The organism is Bordetella petrii (genome assembly GCF_020991325.1).
GTDB lineage: Bacteria > Pseudomonadota > Gammaproteobacteria > Burkholderiales > Burkholderiaceae_B > Bordetella_A > Bordetella_A petrii_E.
This window is the reverse complement of record NZ_JAJMLX010000091.1, coordinates 1-15604: the sequence shown is the minus strand read 5'-3', so window position 1 is coordinate 15604 and position 15604 is coordinate 1. Positions and strand designations below refer to the sequence as shown.

Below are 15604 nucleotides of genomic sequence, written 5' to 3'. Positions count from 1 at the left end.
GCCACGCGCACCCGCGCCGCGCCGTCGGCGGGGCGTATGTCCGGCACGATCTGGCCGGGTCGCAGGCGCCTGTCCCCCGGGGGCAGGCCCGCATGGCGCTGGAAGAACTCGATCAGGGTGAAATACAGGTCTTCATGCAGCGCTTCGTACGTGCTGACCAGGCCCGCCTGGCCGCCGGCGTCGAACTCCATGCCGGGTAGGTCGATACGCAGGTCCAGGCGCTCGAAATGGGGTGGCTGGCCCGTCCAGGCGTGCTGGCGCACCGCGTTGACGGCCGCGTCGAACGCGGCGCGGTATTCAGTGGCGCAGGCTGCATCGACAAATGGGCGTCCCGCCGCATCGCGCACCCGCAGCCATCCCGTGGGCGACAGCAATGGGGTGCCGTCATCGGCCGGGGCCAGGGCGTTGGGCGCGAATACCTGCTCGTGGTGCAGGCGCCCGTCGGCGTAGTGCAGCGTCACCTCGTAATGCAGCGCTTCGGTGCCCGCCACGAATTTCAGCCTGTCGCTGCCCAGCAGGTCGGCCAGGGGGTAGGCCTCCAGGGTATAGCGGTTGGGCCGGGCCTGCGGATGCACCGGATACCGTACCGTGGCCTGCGCCAGGCCGTCTCGGCTGGCCTCTTCAAGAAAGTAATGCAGCAGCGGCTTGTAGGCGCTGCGCAGCCGTGCGTGGACACCGGCGCGCGCCAGCCGGGCCTCGGCCGCGCGCCGCGCGGGGGCGGCCTCGAACAGCCAGCCTTCCAGGGTGGCACCGCGCCAGCCGGGCGTGCCGTACTGGCGTTCCCAGGCGTCCAGGGTGCGGTCGAAAGCAGTGTCCAGCAAGATCATGGCGATGGGGGGTAGCAGCGGAAATGCCCAGAGTATGGCGCAGCGGCCACGGATTTTGTTGCCGTTTGGAACCATCGCGCCGCGCCGCGGGCGCCTGCGCGACGTTACGATAGCGGCTTGCGGGCCGCCTTGCCGGGGGCCTGGGTTAATTACAAGGACGCATCATCATGAAGGCGATCGCGATTTCAGGGCTGGCCGCGCTGGCTTGCCTGGTGGGCGCAGCGGGTTCGGCGCAGGCTCAGCAGCCGGCGCAGGAATTCAGCTTTCCGGCACAGCCGGGCAGCAAGTCGCCCCCATCGACCCTGCGCATTACCGAGCAGCAGCAGCCGGGCTCGGTACCCGCCCCGGCGGTGCGCGACACGCCGCAAAGCCTGGAACAGTACACCCGGTGCCGCAACCAGGTCGACCGTGAAGCGATCGGCAACCAGCAGTTGCAGGCCGGCGTGGCCGCATGCCTGCGCGAACTCGAGGCGCGCCGCGGCATGTAGCGCAACAGGCCGGTGGTAAGCTGCCTGCCTGTTCCCCAGCGCTGGCCGTACTCCATGAATGCTCCCGACGACGCGAACCTGATCGAAACCCGGCTCGACAGCCAGACCCTCTGCGATGGCAGCTTCCTGAAGGCCCGTCGCGATACCGTGCAGCTGCCCAATGGCGGCACCGCGCTGCGCGAGTACATCGTGCACCCGGGCGCCGTGGTGATCATCCCGCTGCTCGACGATGGCCAGGTACTGATGGAACGGCAGTTCCGCTACCCCATCGGGCGGGTCATGACGGAATTCCCGGCCGGCAAGCTGGACCCGGGCGAAGACCCCCTGGCTTGCGCGCGCCGCGAATTGCTGGAAGAAACCGGCTATACCGCCGGCCAATGGGCCTACGCGGGCGCCATGCACCTGGCCATTGCGTATTCCACCGAGATCATTCATATCTTCTTCGCGCGCGACCTGGTGGCCGGGCCGGCGCAACTGGACCAGGACGAATTCCTGGAAGTGCACACCACGCATCCGCAAGACCTGGCCCAGGCCTGCCGGGCCGGCCAGGTCACCGACGCGAAAACGCTGACATGCACGCTATGGCTGCAAAATGTGCTGGCGGGCCACTGGGAACTGAACTGGCAGGCGCACGATGAGTCCGCAAGACCTTGAGCGGCTGGTGACCCTGGAAATGCCCTACGGCAAATACCAGGGCCGCTTGATTGCCGACCTGCCGGGGCCGTACCTGGCCTGGTTCGCGCGCAAGGGGTTTCCCGCCGGCGAAATCGGCCGGCTGCTGGCCTTGATGCACGAACTGGACCACAACGGGCTGGCGGGCTTGCTGCAGCCGCTGCGCCAGGGCGCGGCAAGACGGGCCGCCGGATAGGCGTCAGGGGGTGATGGGCTGGCAGGCCGCGGCGCGCGTGGCGGTGCGGGCCTCATTGCCCAACAGCGCGCGGGTGCCGCACAGCGAGCCGAACATGGCAGCCGATTCGTGGCCCACGCCCATGACCTGGAATGGCTCGTGCTGCAAGTTCACGTGGCGGCTGCCGCGCCCGGCCAGCAGGCGGTCGTAGCGCAAATAGCCCAGGCCGCGCGACAGGCGCGTGGCGCCCTGGGCCTCGGCGCCGCAGCGTTTGTCCAGGCCCTGGTCTTCGGGGTTGTTGTCGGCGCTGCCCAGCAGGTACACCACGTCGCGCGCCGCATAGCGCACGTACAGGCTGGCCGGTTCGGCGTCGGCCGCGAACGGGGGCAGTTGCTGCGGGCCGTACGGATACTGGTTGTAGGTGGGGCAGATGCCGCGTTCGTAGGGCTCGTAGCCCTGCCCGCCGCGGCGCGGGCGTTCATTGGTCAGGTACAGGTAGGACGGCGCGTTGGCGATGACGTAGCGCAGCCCCACGCCATTGCGGCGGATCGGGCCGTCCAGGTCGTTCAGCACGGCATACCGCTGCAGCAGCTGGGCGCCGCCCGAATGCCCGGCGATGATGATGTCGGCCAGGGCCGGCAGGCGCTTGCGGTCGTTCAGCAGGCGCAGCAGGTCGTCCAGCACCTGGAATGCACTGATGGGGGCGGGCCGGCCCGACGACTGCACGCTCTTGCCGCCGCTTTCCCAGCTGGATTTGCGCCACGCGGGCCGCCCGGCGTAGGCCGCGTCGATGGGGGTGGGAAATTCCAGGGCCAGGATGAGGGTGTCGCTTTTGCGCTGCGGGTCGCGGCGCACCAGGGTGTCGACATCTTGGTAATAGCTGGCCGCGTCGTGGCGGGCGCCATGCAGCAGCACGATGGCGCGCCGGATATCCGGCAGGGCGTCCGACAGCTTGCGGTTGGCGTACACCGGCATGCGGTAGGCATGCTTGCCCGAGCCCAGGTGCGCGTCCTGCCAGGGCGGCGGCGGGGGCGGGGCCTTGGGCAGGGGTTCGTCGTAGTTGTAGGGCGGGGGAAGCGGCGTCTGGGCGGCCGCCAAGCCCGCGGGCAGGCCCAACGCAATCGCCAGGACGGCCGCGGCGCGGGTGTGCGGGCGGTACAAGGGCATGGGCGTGGGGACGCTCAGCAGTTTTCCTGGCCCAGCAGTTGTTTCAGCGCCGGCACGTCGATCAAGCGAACTTCACGTTGATTGATTTGGATCAAACTTTCGCGTGCAAACCGTGAGAAAAGACGGCTGGCGGTTTCCAGTGTCAGGCCCAGGTAGTTGCCGATTTCTTCGCGGCTCATGCGCAGCACGAACTCGGTGGACGAATAGCCCAGCGTGGCGTAGCGCTGCGACAGGTTCAGCAGGAAGGCTGCCAGCCGCTGTTCGGAGCGCATGCCGCCCAGCGAGGCCTGCATCAGGTAGGAGCGTTCCAGCTCGCGGCTCATGAGGCGGCGCATCTGGTGCTGCAGCGAAGGCAGGTGGCTGGCGACGTGGTCGATTTGCGACAGCCGGATGACGCAGACTTCGGAGTCTTCCATGGCCACCGCGGTGGACAGGTGCTTGCCCTCGAGCATGCCGTCGAGCCCGACCATTTCGCCCGGCAGGTGGAAGCCGGTAATGTGCACGTGGCCGGCGGAGTCTTCGATCTGGGTTTTCAGGCTGCCGAAACGCACGCTGTAGATGGCATCGAGCGGGTCTTGCAGGGTGTACAGGTGCTTGCCTTTCTCGACCCGCACGCGTTCCTGCACGAGGTCGTCGAGGTGTTCGACGTCGGCTGCGGCCATTCCGACGGGGACGCATACATGGCCGAGCATGCATGAAGAGCATTGAGGTGAATCGGGCGGGAGTGGGACACGTTTTTGCATGATGTACCTTGGTCTTGCTCAAGCCCTGTGCGAGCCGTGCTTGGCAACTTATGATCACGAACCCCCATTGTATTCCCAGGCGCCGCCGTGTATGGGGGGCGTGGTACTCGGACTCGTCCGATATGTGGTAGCACGATTGACGGGAACGCTTTATGCTGGTTTTTCGGCGGCCTTGCCGTCCGCGCCAGCATTTCCGGGCGCCGGCCAGGCCTTGAAAAAACGGTGTTGCGACCGCACATCCAGGTTATCGAGCCCGCCGCTGCATTGCCGGTCAGGCTCCCCATACAGCCATCCGAGACTATGCGATTCGATAAACTGACCACCAAATTCCAGCAGGCGCTGGCCGATGCCCAAAGCCTGGCCGCCCGCAACGACAACCCCTATATCGAGCCCGTCCATGTGCTGGCCGCCCTGCTGTCCGACAACGACAGCGGCGCTGCCGGCCTGCTGGCGCGCGCCGGCGTGGCCGTTAACCGGCTGCCCGCCGCGCTGGACCCGGTGCTGAAGGCGCTGCCCCAGGTGCAGGGCAACGACAACGTCCAGGTGGGCCGCGAATTGCAGGCCGTGCTGACGCGAACCGACAAAGACGCCGCCCGGCGCGGCGATACCTATATCGCCAGCGAACTGTTCCTGCTGGCCCTGGCCGACGACAAGGGGCCGGCCGGCACCGTGCTGCGCGACGCCGGCTTGCAGAAAAAAGCCCTGGAAGCGGCCATCGAGGCAGTGCGCGGGGGCGAGAACGTGTCCGCCGCCGAAGGCGAGTCCAACCGCGAGGCCCTGGCGAAATACACGCTGGACCTGACCGAGCGCGCGCGCCAGGGCAAACTGGACCCGGTCATCGGGCGCGACGACGAAATCCGCCGCACCATCCAGATTCTGCAGCGCCGCACCAAGAACAATCCAGTGCTGATCGGCGAACCCGGCGTGGGCAAGACGGCCATCGTGGAAGGCCTGGCGCAGCGCATCGTCAACGACGAAGTGCCGGAAACCCTGCGCGGCAAGCGCGTGCTGTCGCTCGACCTGGCGGCGCTGCTGGCGGGCGCCAAGTTCCGCGGCGAATTCGAAGAACGCCTGAAGGCCGTGCTGAAAGAACTGGCGCAGGACGACGGCCAGAACATCGTGTTCATCGATGAACTGCATACCATGGTGGGCGCGGGCAAGGCCGAAGGCGCGATGGATGCCGGCAACATGCTTAAGCCGGCGCTGGCGCGCGGCGAACTGCACTGTATTGGCGCCACCACCCTGGACGAATACCGCAAGTACATCGAGAAAGACGCCGCGCTCGAGCGCCGGTTCCAGAAGGTGCTGGTGAACGAACCCGACGTCGAGTCCACCATCGCCATTCTGCGCGGGCTGCAGGAACGCTACGAAATCCACCATGGCGTGGAAATCACCGATCCCGCCATCGTGGCCGCGGCCGAGCTGTCGCATCGCTACATCACCGACCGCTTCCTGCCCGACAAGGCCATCGACCTGATCGACGAAGCGGGCGCGCGCATCCGCATGGAAATCGATTCCAAGCCCGAAGTCATGGACAGGCTGGACCGTCGCATCATCCAGCTCAAGATCGAGCGCGAAGCGGTGCGCAAGGAAACCGACGACGCGTCGCGGCGCCGCCTGGCCGTCATCGAGGAAGAACTCGAGAAACTACAGCGCGAGTACAACGACTACGAAGAAATCTGGAAGGCCGAGAAAGCCGCGGTGCAGGGCACGCAGACCATCAAGGAAGAAATCGACCGTGTGCGCGCCGACATGGCCGAACTGCAGCGCAAGGGCCAGTTCGACAAGCTGGCCGAGCTGCAATACGGCAAGCTGCCCGAACTTGAAGCGCGCCTGCGCGCGGCCGACAGTGCCGAACAGCAGGGCGACGCCACCGGCTCCGACCAGCCCCGGCTGCTGCGCACGCAGGTGGGCGCGGAAGAAATCGCCGAAGTCGTGTCGCGCGCCACGGGCATCCCCGTTGCCAAGATGATGCAGGGCGAGCGCGACAAGCTGCTGCAAATGGAAGACCACCTGCATCAGCGCGTGGTGGGGCAGGATGAAGCCGTGCGCCTGGTGTCCGATGCCATCCGGCGCTCGCGCGCCGGGCTGGCCGATCCGTCGCGCCCCTACGGTTCGTTCCTGTTCCTGGGCCCCACGGGCGTGGGCAAAACCGAGCTCACCCGCGCCCTGGCCGACTTCCTGTTCGATTCCGAAGAGCACATGATCCGCATCGACATGAGCGAGTTCATGGAAAAACACTCGGTGGCCCGCCTGATCGGCGCGCCGCCCGGATACGTGGGCTACGAAGAGGGCGGCTATCTTACCGAAGCGGTGCGGCGCAAGCCGTACAGCGTGGTGCTGCTGGACGAAGTGGAAAAAGCGCACCCGGACGTGTTCAACGTGCTGCTGCAAGTGCTGGACGACGGCCGCCTGACCGACGGACAGGGCCGCACGGTGGACTTCCGCAACACCGTCATCGTGATGACGTCCAACCTGGGGTCGCAGCATATCCAGAGCATGGCCGGCCAGCCCTACGAGGTGATCAAGGAAGTGGTGTGGGACGAACTGAAGAATTCGTTCCGCCCCGAATTCCTGAACCGCATCGACGAGGTGGTGGTGTTCCACGGCCTGGAAGCGCAGCATATCGAATCGATTGCCCGCATCCAGCTCAAGCGCCTGGCCGCGCGCCTGGAAAACCAGGAAATGCGCCTGGACGTGTCCGATGCCGCGCTGGCCGAGCTGGCGCGCGCGGGATTCGACCCGGTATTCGGCGCCCGGCCCTTGAAGCGGGCCATCCAGCAGCAGATCGAGAACCCGGTCGCCAAGCTGATCCTGGAAGGCGAGTTCGGTCCGCGCGATGTGGTGCCGGTGGATTGGGTCGACGGCAAGTTCGTGTTCACCCGCACGCTGCAGTAACGGCCGCGCCTGATGCGCGCCCGCGGCGCCCCGGCATGCATGATGCGGCCGGGGCGCTTTGCTTGATGGGTTGTGCCTGCCCTAGTACACGTCGCGGCGGTAGCGGCCGGCGCCGCGCAGCGCCGCCAGCGGGCCGCTGCCCAGAATGTGGGCCAGGGCGTCGTCCACCCCTTGCGCCATGCCATGCAGGCTGCCGCACACGTAGATGTCGCTACCCGCGTCCACCCAGGCGCGCACGCTGTCGGCGGCGTCCAGCAAGGCGTGCTGAACGTAGCGCCGCGCCGGGGTGTCGCGCGAGAATACGGCGTCCAGCCGCTGCAGCTGGCCGCGCGCCAGCCATGCTTCGATTTCGGCGCGATGGAACCAGTCGTGCCCGGCGCGGCGTTCGCCGAATACCAGCCAGTTGCGCACATGGCCGGCCGCGATGCGCGCCTTGAGCAAGGCGCGCAGCCCGGCCAGGCCCGTGCCGTTGCCGATCAGCAATACGGGGCGCGCGTCGGCGGGCGGATGGAAGTTGGGGTTGGCGCGCAGGCGCAGGTCGATGGTGTCGCCGACTTCTGCAAGCTGCGTCAGCCAACCGCTGCCCAGGCCCAGTTGTCCATCGTCGCCGCGCATCTGCCGCACCAGCAGGTGGACGGCGCCATCGGCGGGCAGCGAGGCCACGGAGTATTCCCGGTGCGGCAGCAGCGCGCCGCCGCGCGCATTGCGCGGGCCTATCTCTGCGATGAAGGCACTGACCGTATCGGGCCCCAAGGCCAGGATGGTCTGTTCCAGTTCGTGGGCCAGGCGCGTGCCATAGGCGTCATCGGATTCACCCGCCTGGCGATAGTGGCGGGCAAAGCATGGCGACACATGGTGGCTGGGCGGCAACAGGGGCTGATACAGCGCACGCCGCCCGCGGTTGCCGCCTATGGCCAGGGCTCCCAGCGTGTTTCCGTGATAGCTCTGCCACCGCGCGATATTGTGGCGGCGCCCGGCCTCGCCGCGTTCAACGTGGTATTGGCGCGCCATTTTCAGGGCAGTTTCCACTGCCTCTGAGCCGCTGGACAGGAAGTACACGTGATCCAGCCCCTGTGGAGACTGCCGCGCCAGCAACTCGGCCAGTTCCTCGGCCGGTGGGGACGAGAAAAAACTGGTGTGCGCGTATTCCAGTTGGCGCACCTGGGCGATGACCGCTTCCACAACTTCCGGATGAGCGTGGCCCAGGCAGGACACTGCCGCGCCCCCTGAGCCGTCATAATAGCGCCGGCCGGACGCATCGAACAGGAAGCTGCCTTCGCCACGCAGGGCAACGGCAGGCGGCTTGCGTGGTAAGCGGTGGAAGATATGCGTCATGGACAGGGATCGGTATATCGATTGACTCAAAGAGCCGAAAGTTGGATCATATGATTCATACTATCAGAAAATAGATCGTTTGATCATTTCCCTATTCAAGATGGAGCCCGGCGCCTAGCGGCCCAGGCCCCCGGCACACGGAGAGCAGGCCATGAGAATCGCGTGCGTACAGATGCGCAGCACTGAAGACTTGCAGCGCAACCTGGCCACCGCGGCCAGCTACATCGAGCAGGCGGCCGGGGAAGGCGCCGATCTAGTCGTGCTGCCCGAGTTTTTCAACACCATCTTCTTCGCGCAATACCAGGACACGAAGTACCACGCGCTTGCCGAGACCGATTCGGGCCCCACCCTGGCCGCCGTGCGCGGGGCTGCGCAACGCCACGGCGTCGCGGTCGTGGCCACGATCTATGAAAAAGCGCAGGCCGGCCTGTACTTCGATACCGCCATGCACGTGGACGCCTCGGGCGATATCGTGTTCAAGTACCGCAAGGTTCACCCGGCCGCCGTGCATAGCCTGGAAAAGATCTATTTCCGCTATGGCACGCGCTTCGACACCTATACCGTGGACGACTGGCGGGTCGGCATCGGCATCTGCTATGACATGGGCTTCCCGGAAACCGCGCGCTGCCTGGCCGTCAACGGCGCCGAACTGTTGATCGCCCCGTACGCCACGTCGCGCGTGCACATGTTCCAGGAAGTGCTGCGCACACGCGCCTTCGAGAACGGCTGCTATCTGCTGGCCGCCAACAAGGTAGGACGCGAGGGCGATTGGCACATGGGCGGCGGCAGCGTGATCATCGCGCCCGATGGGTCGGTGCTGCAAAGTGCAGATACCGCCCAAGATGCACTGCTGGTGGCCGACATCGATCGAAGTACCGTTGAACAGGCACGCATCGCGTACCCGTCGCGGCGCGACCGGCGGCCGGATTTGTATGGCGCATTGGCTCGCGAGGCGGATGCCGACTTGTAGGACTTAGCGGTCCGGCGCTTAGTTTCCGGTTTTTCGTTGATGCAGTATTCAATTACAAGGGGTTGACCATCATGGACAAGCAGCTTCATCCCGGCCGCGGCGCAATGCGGCGCCTGGCCGGCAAGTACATCGCCGGTTCCGCGGCCGCCGCCATGTTGTCGCTAGGCATGCAACCTGCCACCGCCGCCGACAACTGGCCCGCCAAGCCCATCCAGCTGATCGTGCCCTTCGCCGCGGGCGGCACCACCGACCTGCTGGCACGCCTGGTGGCCGAAGGCATGTCGAAGGCCCTGAAGCAGACGGTCATCGTCGAGAACAAGCCCGGCGCCGGGGCCAACATCGGCGCAGCCGAGGTGGCGCGCGCCCAGCCGGACGGCTACACGCTGCTGATGGGCACGCCAGGCCCGCTGGCCATCAATCCGTACGTGTATCCCAAGATGCCGTTCGACCCGGCCAAGGATTTCGCCGCGGTGTCCTATGTGGCGGACGTGCCCAACGTGATCGTGGCCAACCCCGCCACCGGCCTGAAGAACATTCCCGACCTGCTGGCCCGGGCCAAGGCCAACCCTGGCAAATTGAACTGGGGCTCGCCCGGGGTAGGCAGCACCGGGCACATCCAGCTGGAATTGCTGAAGCAGTTGTCGGGAGTCGACATCGCCCATGTGCCATACAAGGGCGCATCGCAGGCCTCGGCCGACCTGATCGCCGGCCATATCGAACTGGCGGGCGACAACGTGCCCACCGCCCTGGAAAACATCCGTGCCGGCAAGCTGGTGGCGCTGGGCGTGGCCAGCCAGGACGAACTGGCCGTGCTGCCCGGCGTGCGCCCGGTGAGCGAAGCCGTGCCGGGGTACCTGCTGCCGTCGTGGTTCGTGATCGTGGCGCCTGCCGGCACCCCGCAGCCCGTCATCGACAAGCTGGCCTCCGTGATCGACGCGTTCGAGAAAGAGCCCGCCACCGCCGAGAAATTCCGCGCCCTGGGAGCCGTGCCCGTGGGCGGGCCCGCAGACCGCCTGGCCAAGCACCTGAAGGCCGAACAAGCGCGCTACGGCGAAGTGCTGAAGAACATCAAGGGGAACGCGCCATGACGCGCAAGCGCCTGGCCGTGGCGCGGCTGTGGTTCGAGGGCAATGCCTTCGGACCCGTGCCCGCGGGCATGGCACAGTTCGAGCAATATGAATGGCAGGCGGGGCCAGGCGTGCTGGATGCCATGCGCGGCACGGCCACCGAACTGGGTGCGGTGGCACGCTTTGCCGATACGCATCCGGATTGGGACGTCGTGGTGCTGCGCTGCGCGGCCGCCCTGCCCGCCGGCCCCATCGATGAGGCCGTCATGCAGCGCTATGGCGCCGAACTGCGCGTCGGCCTGCGGGAAGGAAGCTGGGACGCGGTGTACCTGTCGCTGCATGGCGCGGCAATTACCGGCCAGCGCGAGACTCCGGAACTGGACATTGCCCGCATGGTGCGCGGTCTGCTGCCCGGCGTGCCGCTGGGGGCCAGCTTCGACCTGCACGGCAATATGCCGCCCGAATGGGCAGACGTGCTGGACATGGCGTCCGTATACCGCACCCATCCGCACGTGGACATGGACGAAGTGGCCGACCGCGTGCTGCACGGCCTGGTGCGTTGCGCCACCCAGGGGTTGCGCACACGCCGCGTGCTGCTGAACGAGGGGGTCATCCTGCCCAGCATCAATATGCGCACGGCGCCAGGCGGCCCCATGCACGCGCTGGAACAGGCGGCCCGCGACGCCACGACCGGGCCGGTAATCGATGTTTCCGTGTTCGGCGGCTTTCCGTATGCCGACACGGCGGCCACCGGCGCTTCGGTATTCGTGGTCAGCGACGCCCAGGCCGACCCCGGCGGGAAAGCCGCGCAAACCGCCGCCCGCCAGGTCATGGACCGCATCCACGAACTGGCCGGCCGATTCCGCATGAGCTTGCCGCTACCGGAAGAGGCCGTGGCCAGGGCATTGGCCCATGAGCTGCCCGGCCTGATCGCGGTAACGGATTCCGGCGACAACCCATTGTCTGGCGGCGGCGGCGATACGCCGGGCCTGTTCCAGGCCTTGATGGCGGCGCGGCCCGGTGTGCCCGCCTTGTTCGCCAGCTTTGCCGACCCGGACGCGGTGCAGGCCGCACACCAGGCCGGCGCGGGGCGGGCGCTGGCCCTGACATTGGGCGCGCGCAACGGGCCGCAATTCGGCCCTGGCGTGGCGGTGCACGTCCAGGTGGAACGGCTGACCGACGGGGTGTTCCTGAACACCGGCCCCATGCAGACCGGCGTGGAGCGCCGCTGCGGCCGCAGCGCGGTGCTGCGCGTGGAAGGCCTGCCGTCGCTGCGGGTAATCGTGACCGAGCGCGTGGTGGCCGCCGACGACCCCGCTTTCTATGCCTTGCACGGGATAGATCCGCAGGACCTGCGCCTACTGTGCGTGAAAGCCAAGAATCATTTCCGCGCGGCGTTTGCGCAGCGCTGCGCCGAAATCATCGATTGCGACGCGCCGGGGCCGGCGTGCCTGGACCTGTCGAAACTGCCGTTCAGGCACCGGCATATTCCGGCGGGGTACTGAGGCCCATGGCACTCTCTTGAAGAAGAACACGTTGCAGGTATGGGCGGGTATGGCCAGGTGTCTGGCTCCGCGGTGCCAGACACCGTTGCAGGCCGCGGCTGCCTCAGCAGCACGGTGTCCGGCACCCTGATGGGAGCCGGACACCCGGCAGTGCCCGCGAAAACTCGCCACGACGGCTAAGGTAGCGCCGTGGGGTACTGAACTAACCGCGCCGGCCCACCTGCCCCGGCGGCATGCCATAGCGCTGGCGGAACGCGGTGGCGAAATTGGCGGGGCTGGAATAACCGGCAATCCATGCGGCCTGCGCCACGCTGGCCTCGTTGCGTTCCAGCGCCAGTCGCGCCCGCGCCAGGCGCGCATCGCGCAGGTAGGCGAACACCGTCTTGCCCCACACGGCGCGGAAATGGCGCTGCAAGGTGTTGGCGCTGACGCAGGCATGGCGCGCGATGTCTTCCAGCGTCATGGCATCGGCCTGCCCGCTGTCCAGCAGATCTCGCACTTGCGTCATGCGGGCGCGCTCGCGTTGCCGCAGGTCGCCACCGGCATGGACGACGGCCCGGCCGCACAGGCCGGACAGGGCCTCCACGGCCAGATCCAGCGCGCGCGATTCCAGATATACACGACACAGCGCGGCGCCCATCTCGGGGGGTGACAGCATCTGTTCGGCCACCTTAACCGCCTGCACCGAGGCCTGCCAGGCATGCACAGCCAGGTGGCTGCGGGCGAACTCCAGGCAGGACGGCAGTTCATCGCCCAAGCGGCTGCGCAGCCATTCCTGGCTCAGTGTCAGGCTGACGGTGCGCTCCAGGTCGCCGCGCCGCGACTGGCGCAGGAAATCGGCGGGTTGCGCCAGGGCGATGATGGCGCCGCATGCGCCGCCGCCGGGGCTTGGCCCCAGCAATACCTTGCGCCCGCCGAACCGTACGTCGGCCTTGCCGCCCACCGTCAAGGCAATGCGCAGACCGGGCCGCAAGGTGGCGCGCACGGCCACTCCCTGCAAGTCGCGCGCATCCACCCGGTGCAGGACCAGTCCGTCGGCCAGTGCCATCGTGTCCACCAGCCCCTCGAACATGGGCTGGCCCACCCCCGCCGCCATGACCGCGTAATCGGCGGTGCCGTGCCGGGCCTGGCGGCGCAGCGCGGACTCGTCGACCAATGCGGACTGCCCGCGGAACGGAGCGCCGGCCTTAAGTTCCGCCCGGACAGGAGAAATGGTGCTCAGGCAAAGCTTTCTGGTGACCGGGGAAAGCTCCGGAGGATGGTTAGCTGACATAATCTTGAATGAAAAATGATATTGACAATCATTCTTAATTAAACCATAACAGGCGCGTCGCCGGGCAGCCGGGGCGCGCCAACTATTGCGCACTCGGAGAATCCGGCATGTCTACGCCCCCTTCCGCGCGCCCGTACGCGGGCGCCGTCATCACGCTTGCCCTGTCGGGCGCCGCCCTGGCACAGAACGCCCCCCCGCCGCAGGATGCGGCCGCCGTGCAGGAAATGGCCGCCGTGCAGGTGCTGGGTACCGCCGAGGAAGAGGTCAAGGAATCGCTGGGGGTTTCGGTGATCACCGCGGAAGAAATCCAGCGCCGCCCGCCCACCAATGACCTGTCGGACATCATCCGCCGCGAACCCGGCGTGAACCTGACGGGCAACAGCGCCAGCGGGGCGCGCGGCAACAGCCGCCAGATCGACATCCGCGGCATGGGCCCGGAAAACACCTTGATCCTGATCGACGGCAAGCCGGTGGAATCGCGCAATGCCGTGCGCTATGGATGGAACGGCGACCGCGACACGCGCGGCGACAGCAACTGGGTGCCCGCCGAGGAAGTGGAACGCATCGAAGTGATCCGCGGCCCCGCGGCGGCCCGCTATGGCTCGGGCGCCATGGGCGGTGTGGTGAACATCATTACCAAACAGCCCAGCGACAAGCCCAGCGCGTCGGCCACTTACTATATCAACCAGCCGGAAGACAGCAACGAGGGCAATACGAACCGCGTCAATGTGCGCCTGTCCACGCCCATCAGCGACACGCTGAGCATGCGCATTTACGGCAACTACAACAAGACCAACCCCGATTCGCGCGATATCAACGCGGGCCACGCCGAATCCTCGGAAAACGGCAATCCGGAAACCTCGGGCCGCGAGGGCGTCATCAACCAGGACCTGAACGCGCTGTTCTCGTGGCGTCCCGATACCCGTAATATCGTGGACTTCGAGGCGGGCTTCAGCCGCCAGGGCAACCTGTTCGCCGGCGACACCATGAACAACGCCAACAGCGATTTCTCGGACAGCCTGTATGGCACGGAAACCAACGCCATGTACCGCCAGAACGTCGGCGTGACCCATCGCGGTACCTACGACTGGGGCACTTCGCGCGCATCGCTGTCGTACGACTACACCCGCAACTCGCGCCAGATGGAAGGCCTGGCGGGCGGCCCCGAAGGCGCCCCGGTGGACCTGGGCCGCGACACCGCGCGGCTGCGCAACCTGCGCGCGGCCGGCGAAGTCAACGTGCCCTTCCGCCTGGGCTGGCAACAGGTGGCCACGGTGGGTGTGGAATACCTGCGCGAATCGCTGGATGACCCCTCGGCCATGCGCCAGACCTACACGGGCACGGGCGGCAACATAGGCGGCACGGCCGGCAGCGACCGCCCCACGAAAACCAGCCAGAACAGCTATGCCCTGTTCGTGGAAGACAATATCGAGGCCGGCCTGCGCACCACCCTGACGCCGGGCGTGCGCTTCGACCACAACAGCGAGTTCGGCAGCAACTGGAGCCCCAGCCTGAACGCGTCGTACGCGGCCACCGATTATCTGCGCATCAAGGGCGGCATCGCGCGCGCCTACAAGGCTCCCAACCTGTACCAGTCCAACCCGAACTACCTGCTGTACAGCCGCGGCAACGGCTGCCTGCAGTCGCAGACCAACTCGGGCGGCTGCTACCTGGTGGGCAACGAGAACCTCGAACCGGAAACCAGCATCAACAAGGAAATCGGCTTCGAGTACGACCCGGGCACGTGGCGCACCAGCGCGGCCTACTTCCGCAACGACTACAAGAACAAGATCGTGGCCAGCAGCGATTACCTGTACCGCCTGCCCAACGGCGCGCGCGTGCTGCAATGGACCAACAGCGGCAAGGCCGTGGTGGAAGGCTTCGAAGGCAACCTGTTCATTCCGCTGACGCCGGCCCTGGACTGGAACACCAACTTCACGTACATGATCCAGTCCGAGGACAAGAGCACCGGCGAACCATTGAGCATCATTCCGGAATACACCGTCAACAGCACGCTGGACTGGTACTACTCGCCGCAATGGTCGTTCCAGGCCAACCTGACCTACTACGGCAAGCAGAAGGGCCCGTCGACCAACGCCCGCACGGGTGAAACCATCGACGGCAATGGCCGGCAAACCATCAGTCCTTATGCGCTGGTGGGGCTGAGCGTGGGCTACGAGCCCAACAGCCACCTGCGCTTCCGTGTGGGCGTCAGCAACTTGTTCGACAAGCAACTGTACCGCGAAGGCAACTCCACGTCGGCGGGCGCGGCCACCTATAACGAGCCGGGCCGCGCCTACTACGCCACCATGACGGTGGCATACTGATGCGCGCCAGGCATCGTTTGCCGGCCATGGCGGCGCTGTGCGCCGCCATGCTGGCGGCCGCGCCGGACAGCCATGGGCAGCCGAAGCTGGATGACGGCATGTCGCCGGCCCAGGCGCGTACACAGCCTGTTCGAGCAGTTGGGTCATTTCTTCGACG

The 15604-nt window shown here is 66.8% G+C and carries 12 protein-coding genes and 1 pseudogene; 8 read left to right on the top strand and 5 right to left on the bottom strand.

The genetic code is table 11. From position 1 onward, the window contains the following. A pseudogene (locus LPZ50_RS11385) lies at positions 1–827 on the bottom strand (peptidase M14); the annotation flags it as partial. Positions 828–994: 167 nt separating this feature from the next. Here LPZ50_RS11385 and LPZ50_RS11380 point away from each other — a divergent pair. From LPZ50_RS11380 to LPZ50_RS11370, 3 genes are read left to right on the top strand one after another with little or no spacing between them, the layout of a single operon-like run. Next, positions 995–1315, top strand: a complete 321-nt coding sequence (locus LPZ50_RS11380) for a hypothetical protein (protein ID WP_230661457.1) — start codon at positions 995–997, stop codon at positions 1313–1315. A gap of 54 nt (positions 1316–1369) precedes the next feature. Next, complete coding sequence (locus tag LPZ50_RS11375; protein ID WP_230661455.1) at positions 1370–1969, top strand: NUDIX domain-containing protein; 600 nt, start codon at positions 1370–1372, stop codon at positions 1967–1969. Next, positions 1950–2183 (top strand): DUF3820 family protein, encoded by a 234-nt coding sequence (locus LPZ50_RS11370; protein WP_230661453.1) that lies wholly within the window; start codon positions 1950–1952, stop codon positions 2181–2183. Before LPZ50_RS11375 ends, LPZ50_RS11370 begins: the two co-directional genes overlap by 20 nt. Before the next feature lie 3 nt (positions 2184–2186). Here the strand turns inward: LPZ50_RS11370 and LPZ50_RS11365 are convergent, their stop codons facing one another. Together LPZ50_RS11365 and LPZ50_RS11360 are read right to left on the bottom strand one after the other, a co-directional pair. Further along, positions 2187–3329, bottom strand: coding sequence for an alpha/beta fold hydrolase (locus LPZ50_RS11365; protein WP_230661451.1), 1143 nt, complete (start codon positions 3327–3329; stop codon positions 2187–2189). 14 nt (positions 3330–3343) lie between these two features. Then, on the bottom strand, positions 3344–4072 hold the full coding sequence (locus LPZ50_RS11360; RefSeq protein WP_230661449.1) for a helix-turn-helix domain-containing protein: 729 nt from the start codon (positions 4070–4072) through the stop codon (positions 3344–3346). Between the two features lie 300 nt (positions 4073–4372). Here LPZ50_RS11360 and clpB point away from each other — a divergent pair, with 300 nt between their 5' ends. Further along, positions 4373–6970 (top strand): ATP-dependent chaperone ClpB, encoded by a 2598-nt coding sequence (gene clpB / locus LPZ50_RS11355; protein WP_230661447.1) that lies wholly within the window; start codon positions 4373–4375, stop codon positions 6968–6970. Positions 6971–7051: 81 nt separating this feature from the next. Here clpB and LPZ50_RS11350 read toward each other — a convergent pair whose 3' ends face one another. Further along, a complete protein-coding gene (locus LPZ50_RS11350) occupies positions 7052–8305 on the bottom strand; it encodes an aminotransferase class III-fold pyridoxal phosphate-dependent enzyme (protein WP_230661445.1) in 1254 nt (417 codons plus the stop codon). A gap of 151 nt (positions 8306–8456) precedes the next feature. On the opposite strand from LPZ50_RS11350, the gene LPZ50_RS11345 reads away from it, so the two are divergent. The 3 genes from LPZ50_RS11345 to LPZ50_RS11335 all read left to right on the top strand — a co-directional run bounded on the left by LPZ50_RS11345 (position 8457) and on the right by LPZ50_RS11335 (position 11847). After that, positions 8457–9275 (top strand): carbon-nitrogen hydrolase family protein, encoded by an 819-nt coding sequence (locus LPZ50_RS11345; RefSeq protein ID WP_230661443.1) that lies wholly within the window; start codon positions 8457–8459, stop codon positions 9273–9275. A 71-nt stretch (positions 9276–9346) separates the two neighbouring features. Further along, a complete protein-coding gene (locus LPZ50_RS11340) occupies positions 9347–10363 on the top strand; it encodes a Bug family tripartite tricarboxylate transporter substrate binding protein (RefSeq protein WP_230661441.1) in 1017 nt (338 codons plus the stop codon). Further along, a complete protein-coding gene (locus LPZ50_RS11335) occupies positions 10360–11847 on the top strand; it encodes a M81 family metallopeptidase (protein WP_230661439.1) in 1488 nt (495 codons plus the stop codon). Before LPZ50_RS11340 ends, LPZ50_RS11335 begins: the two co-directional genes overlap by 4 nt. Positions 11848–12049: 202 nt before the next feature. Here LPZ50_RS11335 and LPZ50_RS11330 read toward each other — a convergent pair whose 3' ends face one another. Beyond that, the gene (locus tag LPZ50_RS11330) at positions 12050–13003 is read right to left on the bottom strand and encodes a helix-turn-helix transcriptional regulator (RefSeq protein ID WP_230661437.1); all 954 of its coding nucleotides are present in this window, start codon (positions 13001–13003) and stop codon (positions 12050–12052) included. A gap of 224 nt (positions 13004–13227) precedes the next feature. On the opposite strand from LPZ50_RS11330, the gene LPZ50_RS11325 reads away from it, so the two are divergent. Beyond that, positions 13228–15447 carry a TonB-dependent siderophore receptor gene (locus LPZ50_RS11325; protein WP_230661435.1) on the top strand — a complete coding sequence of 740 codons (2220 nt, stop codon included), beginning with the start codon at positions 13228–13230 and terminating at the stop codon, positions 15445–15447. Positions 15448–15604 lie beyond the last annotated feature (157 nt).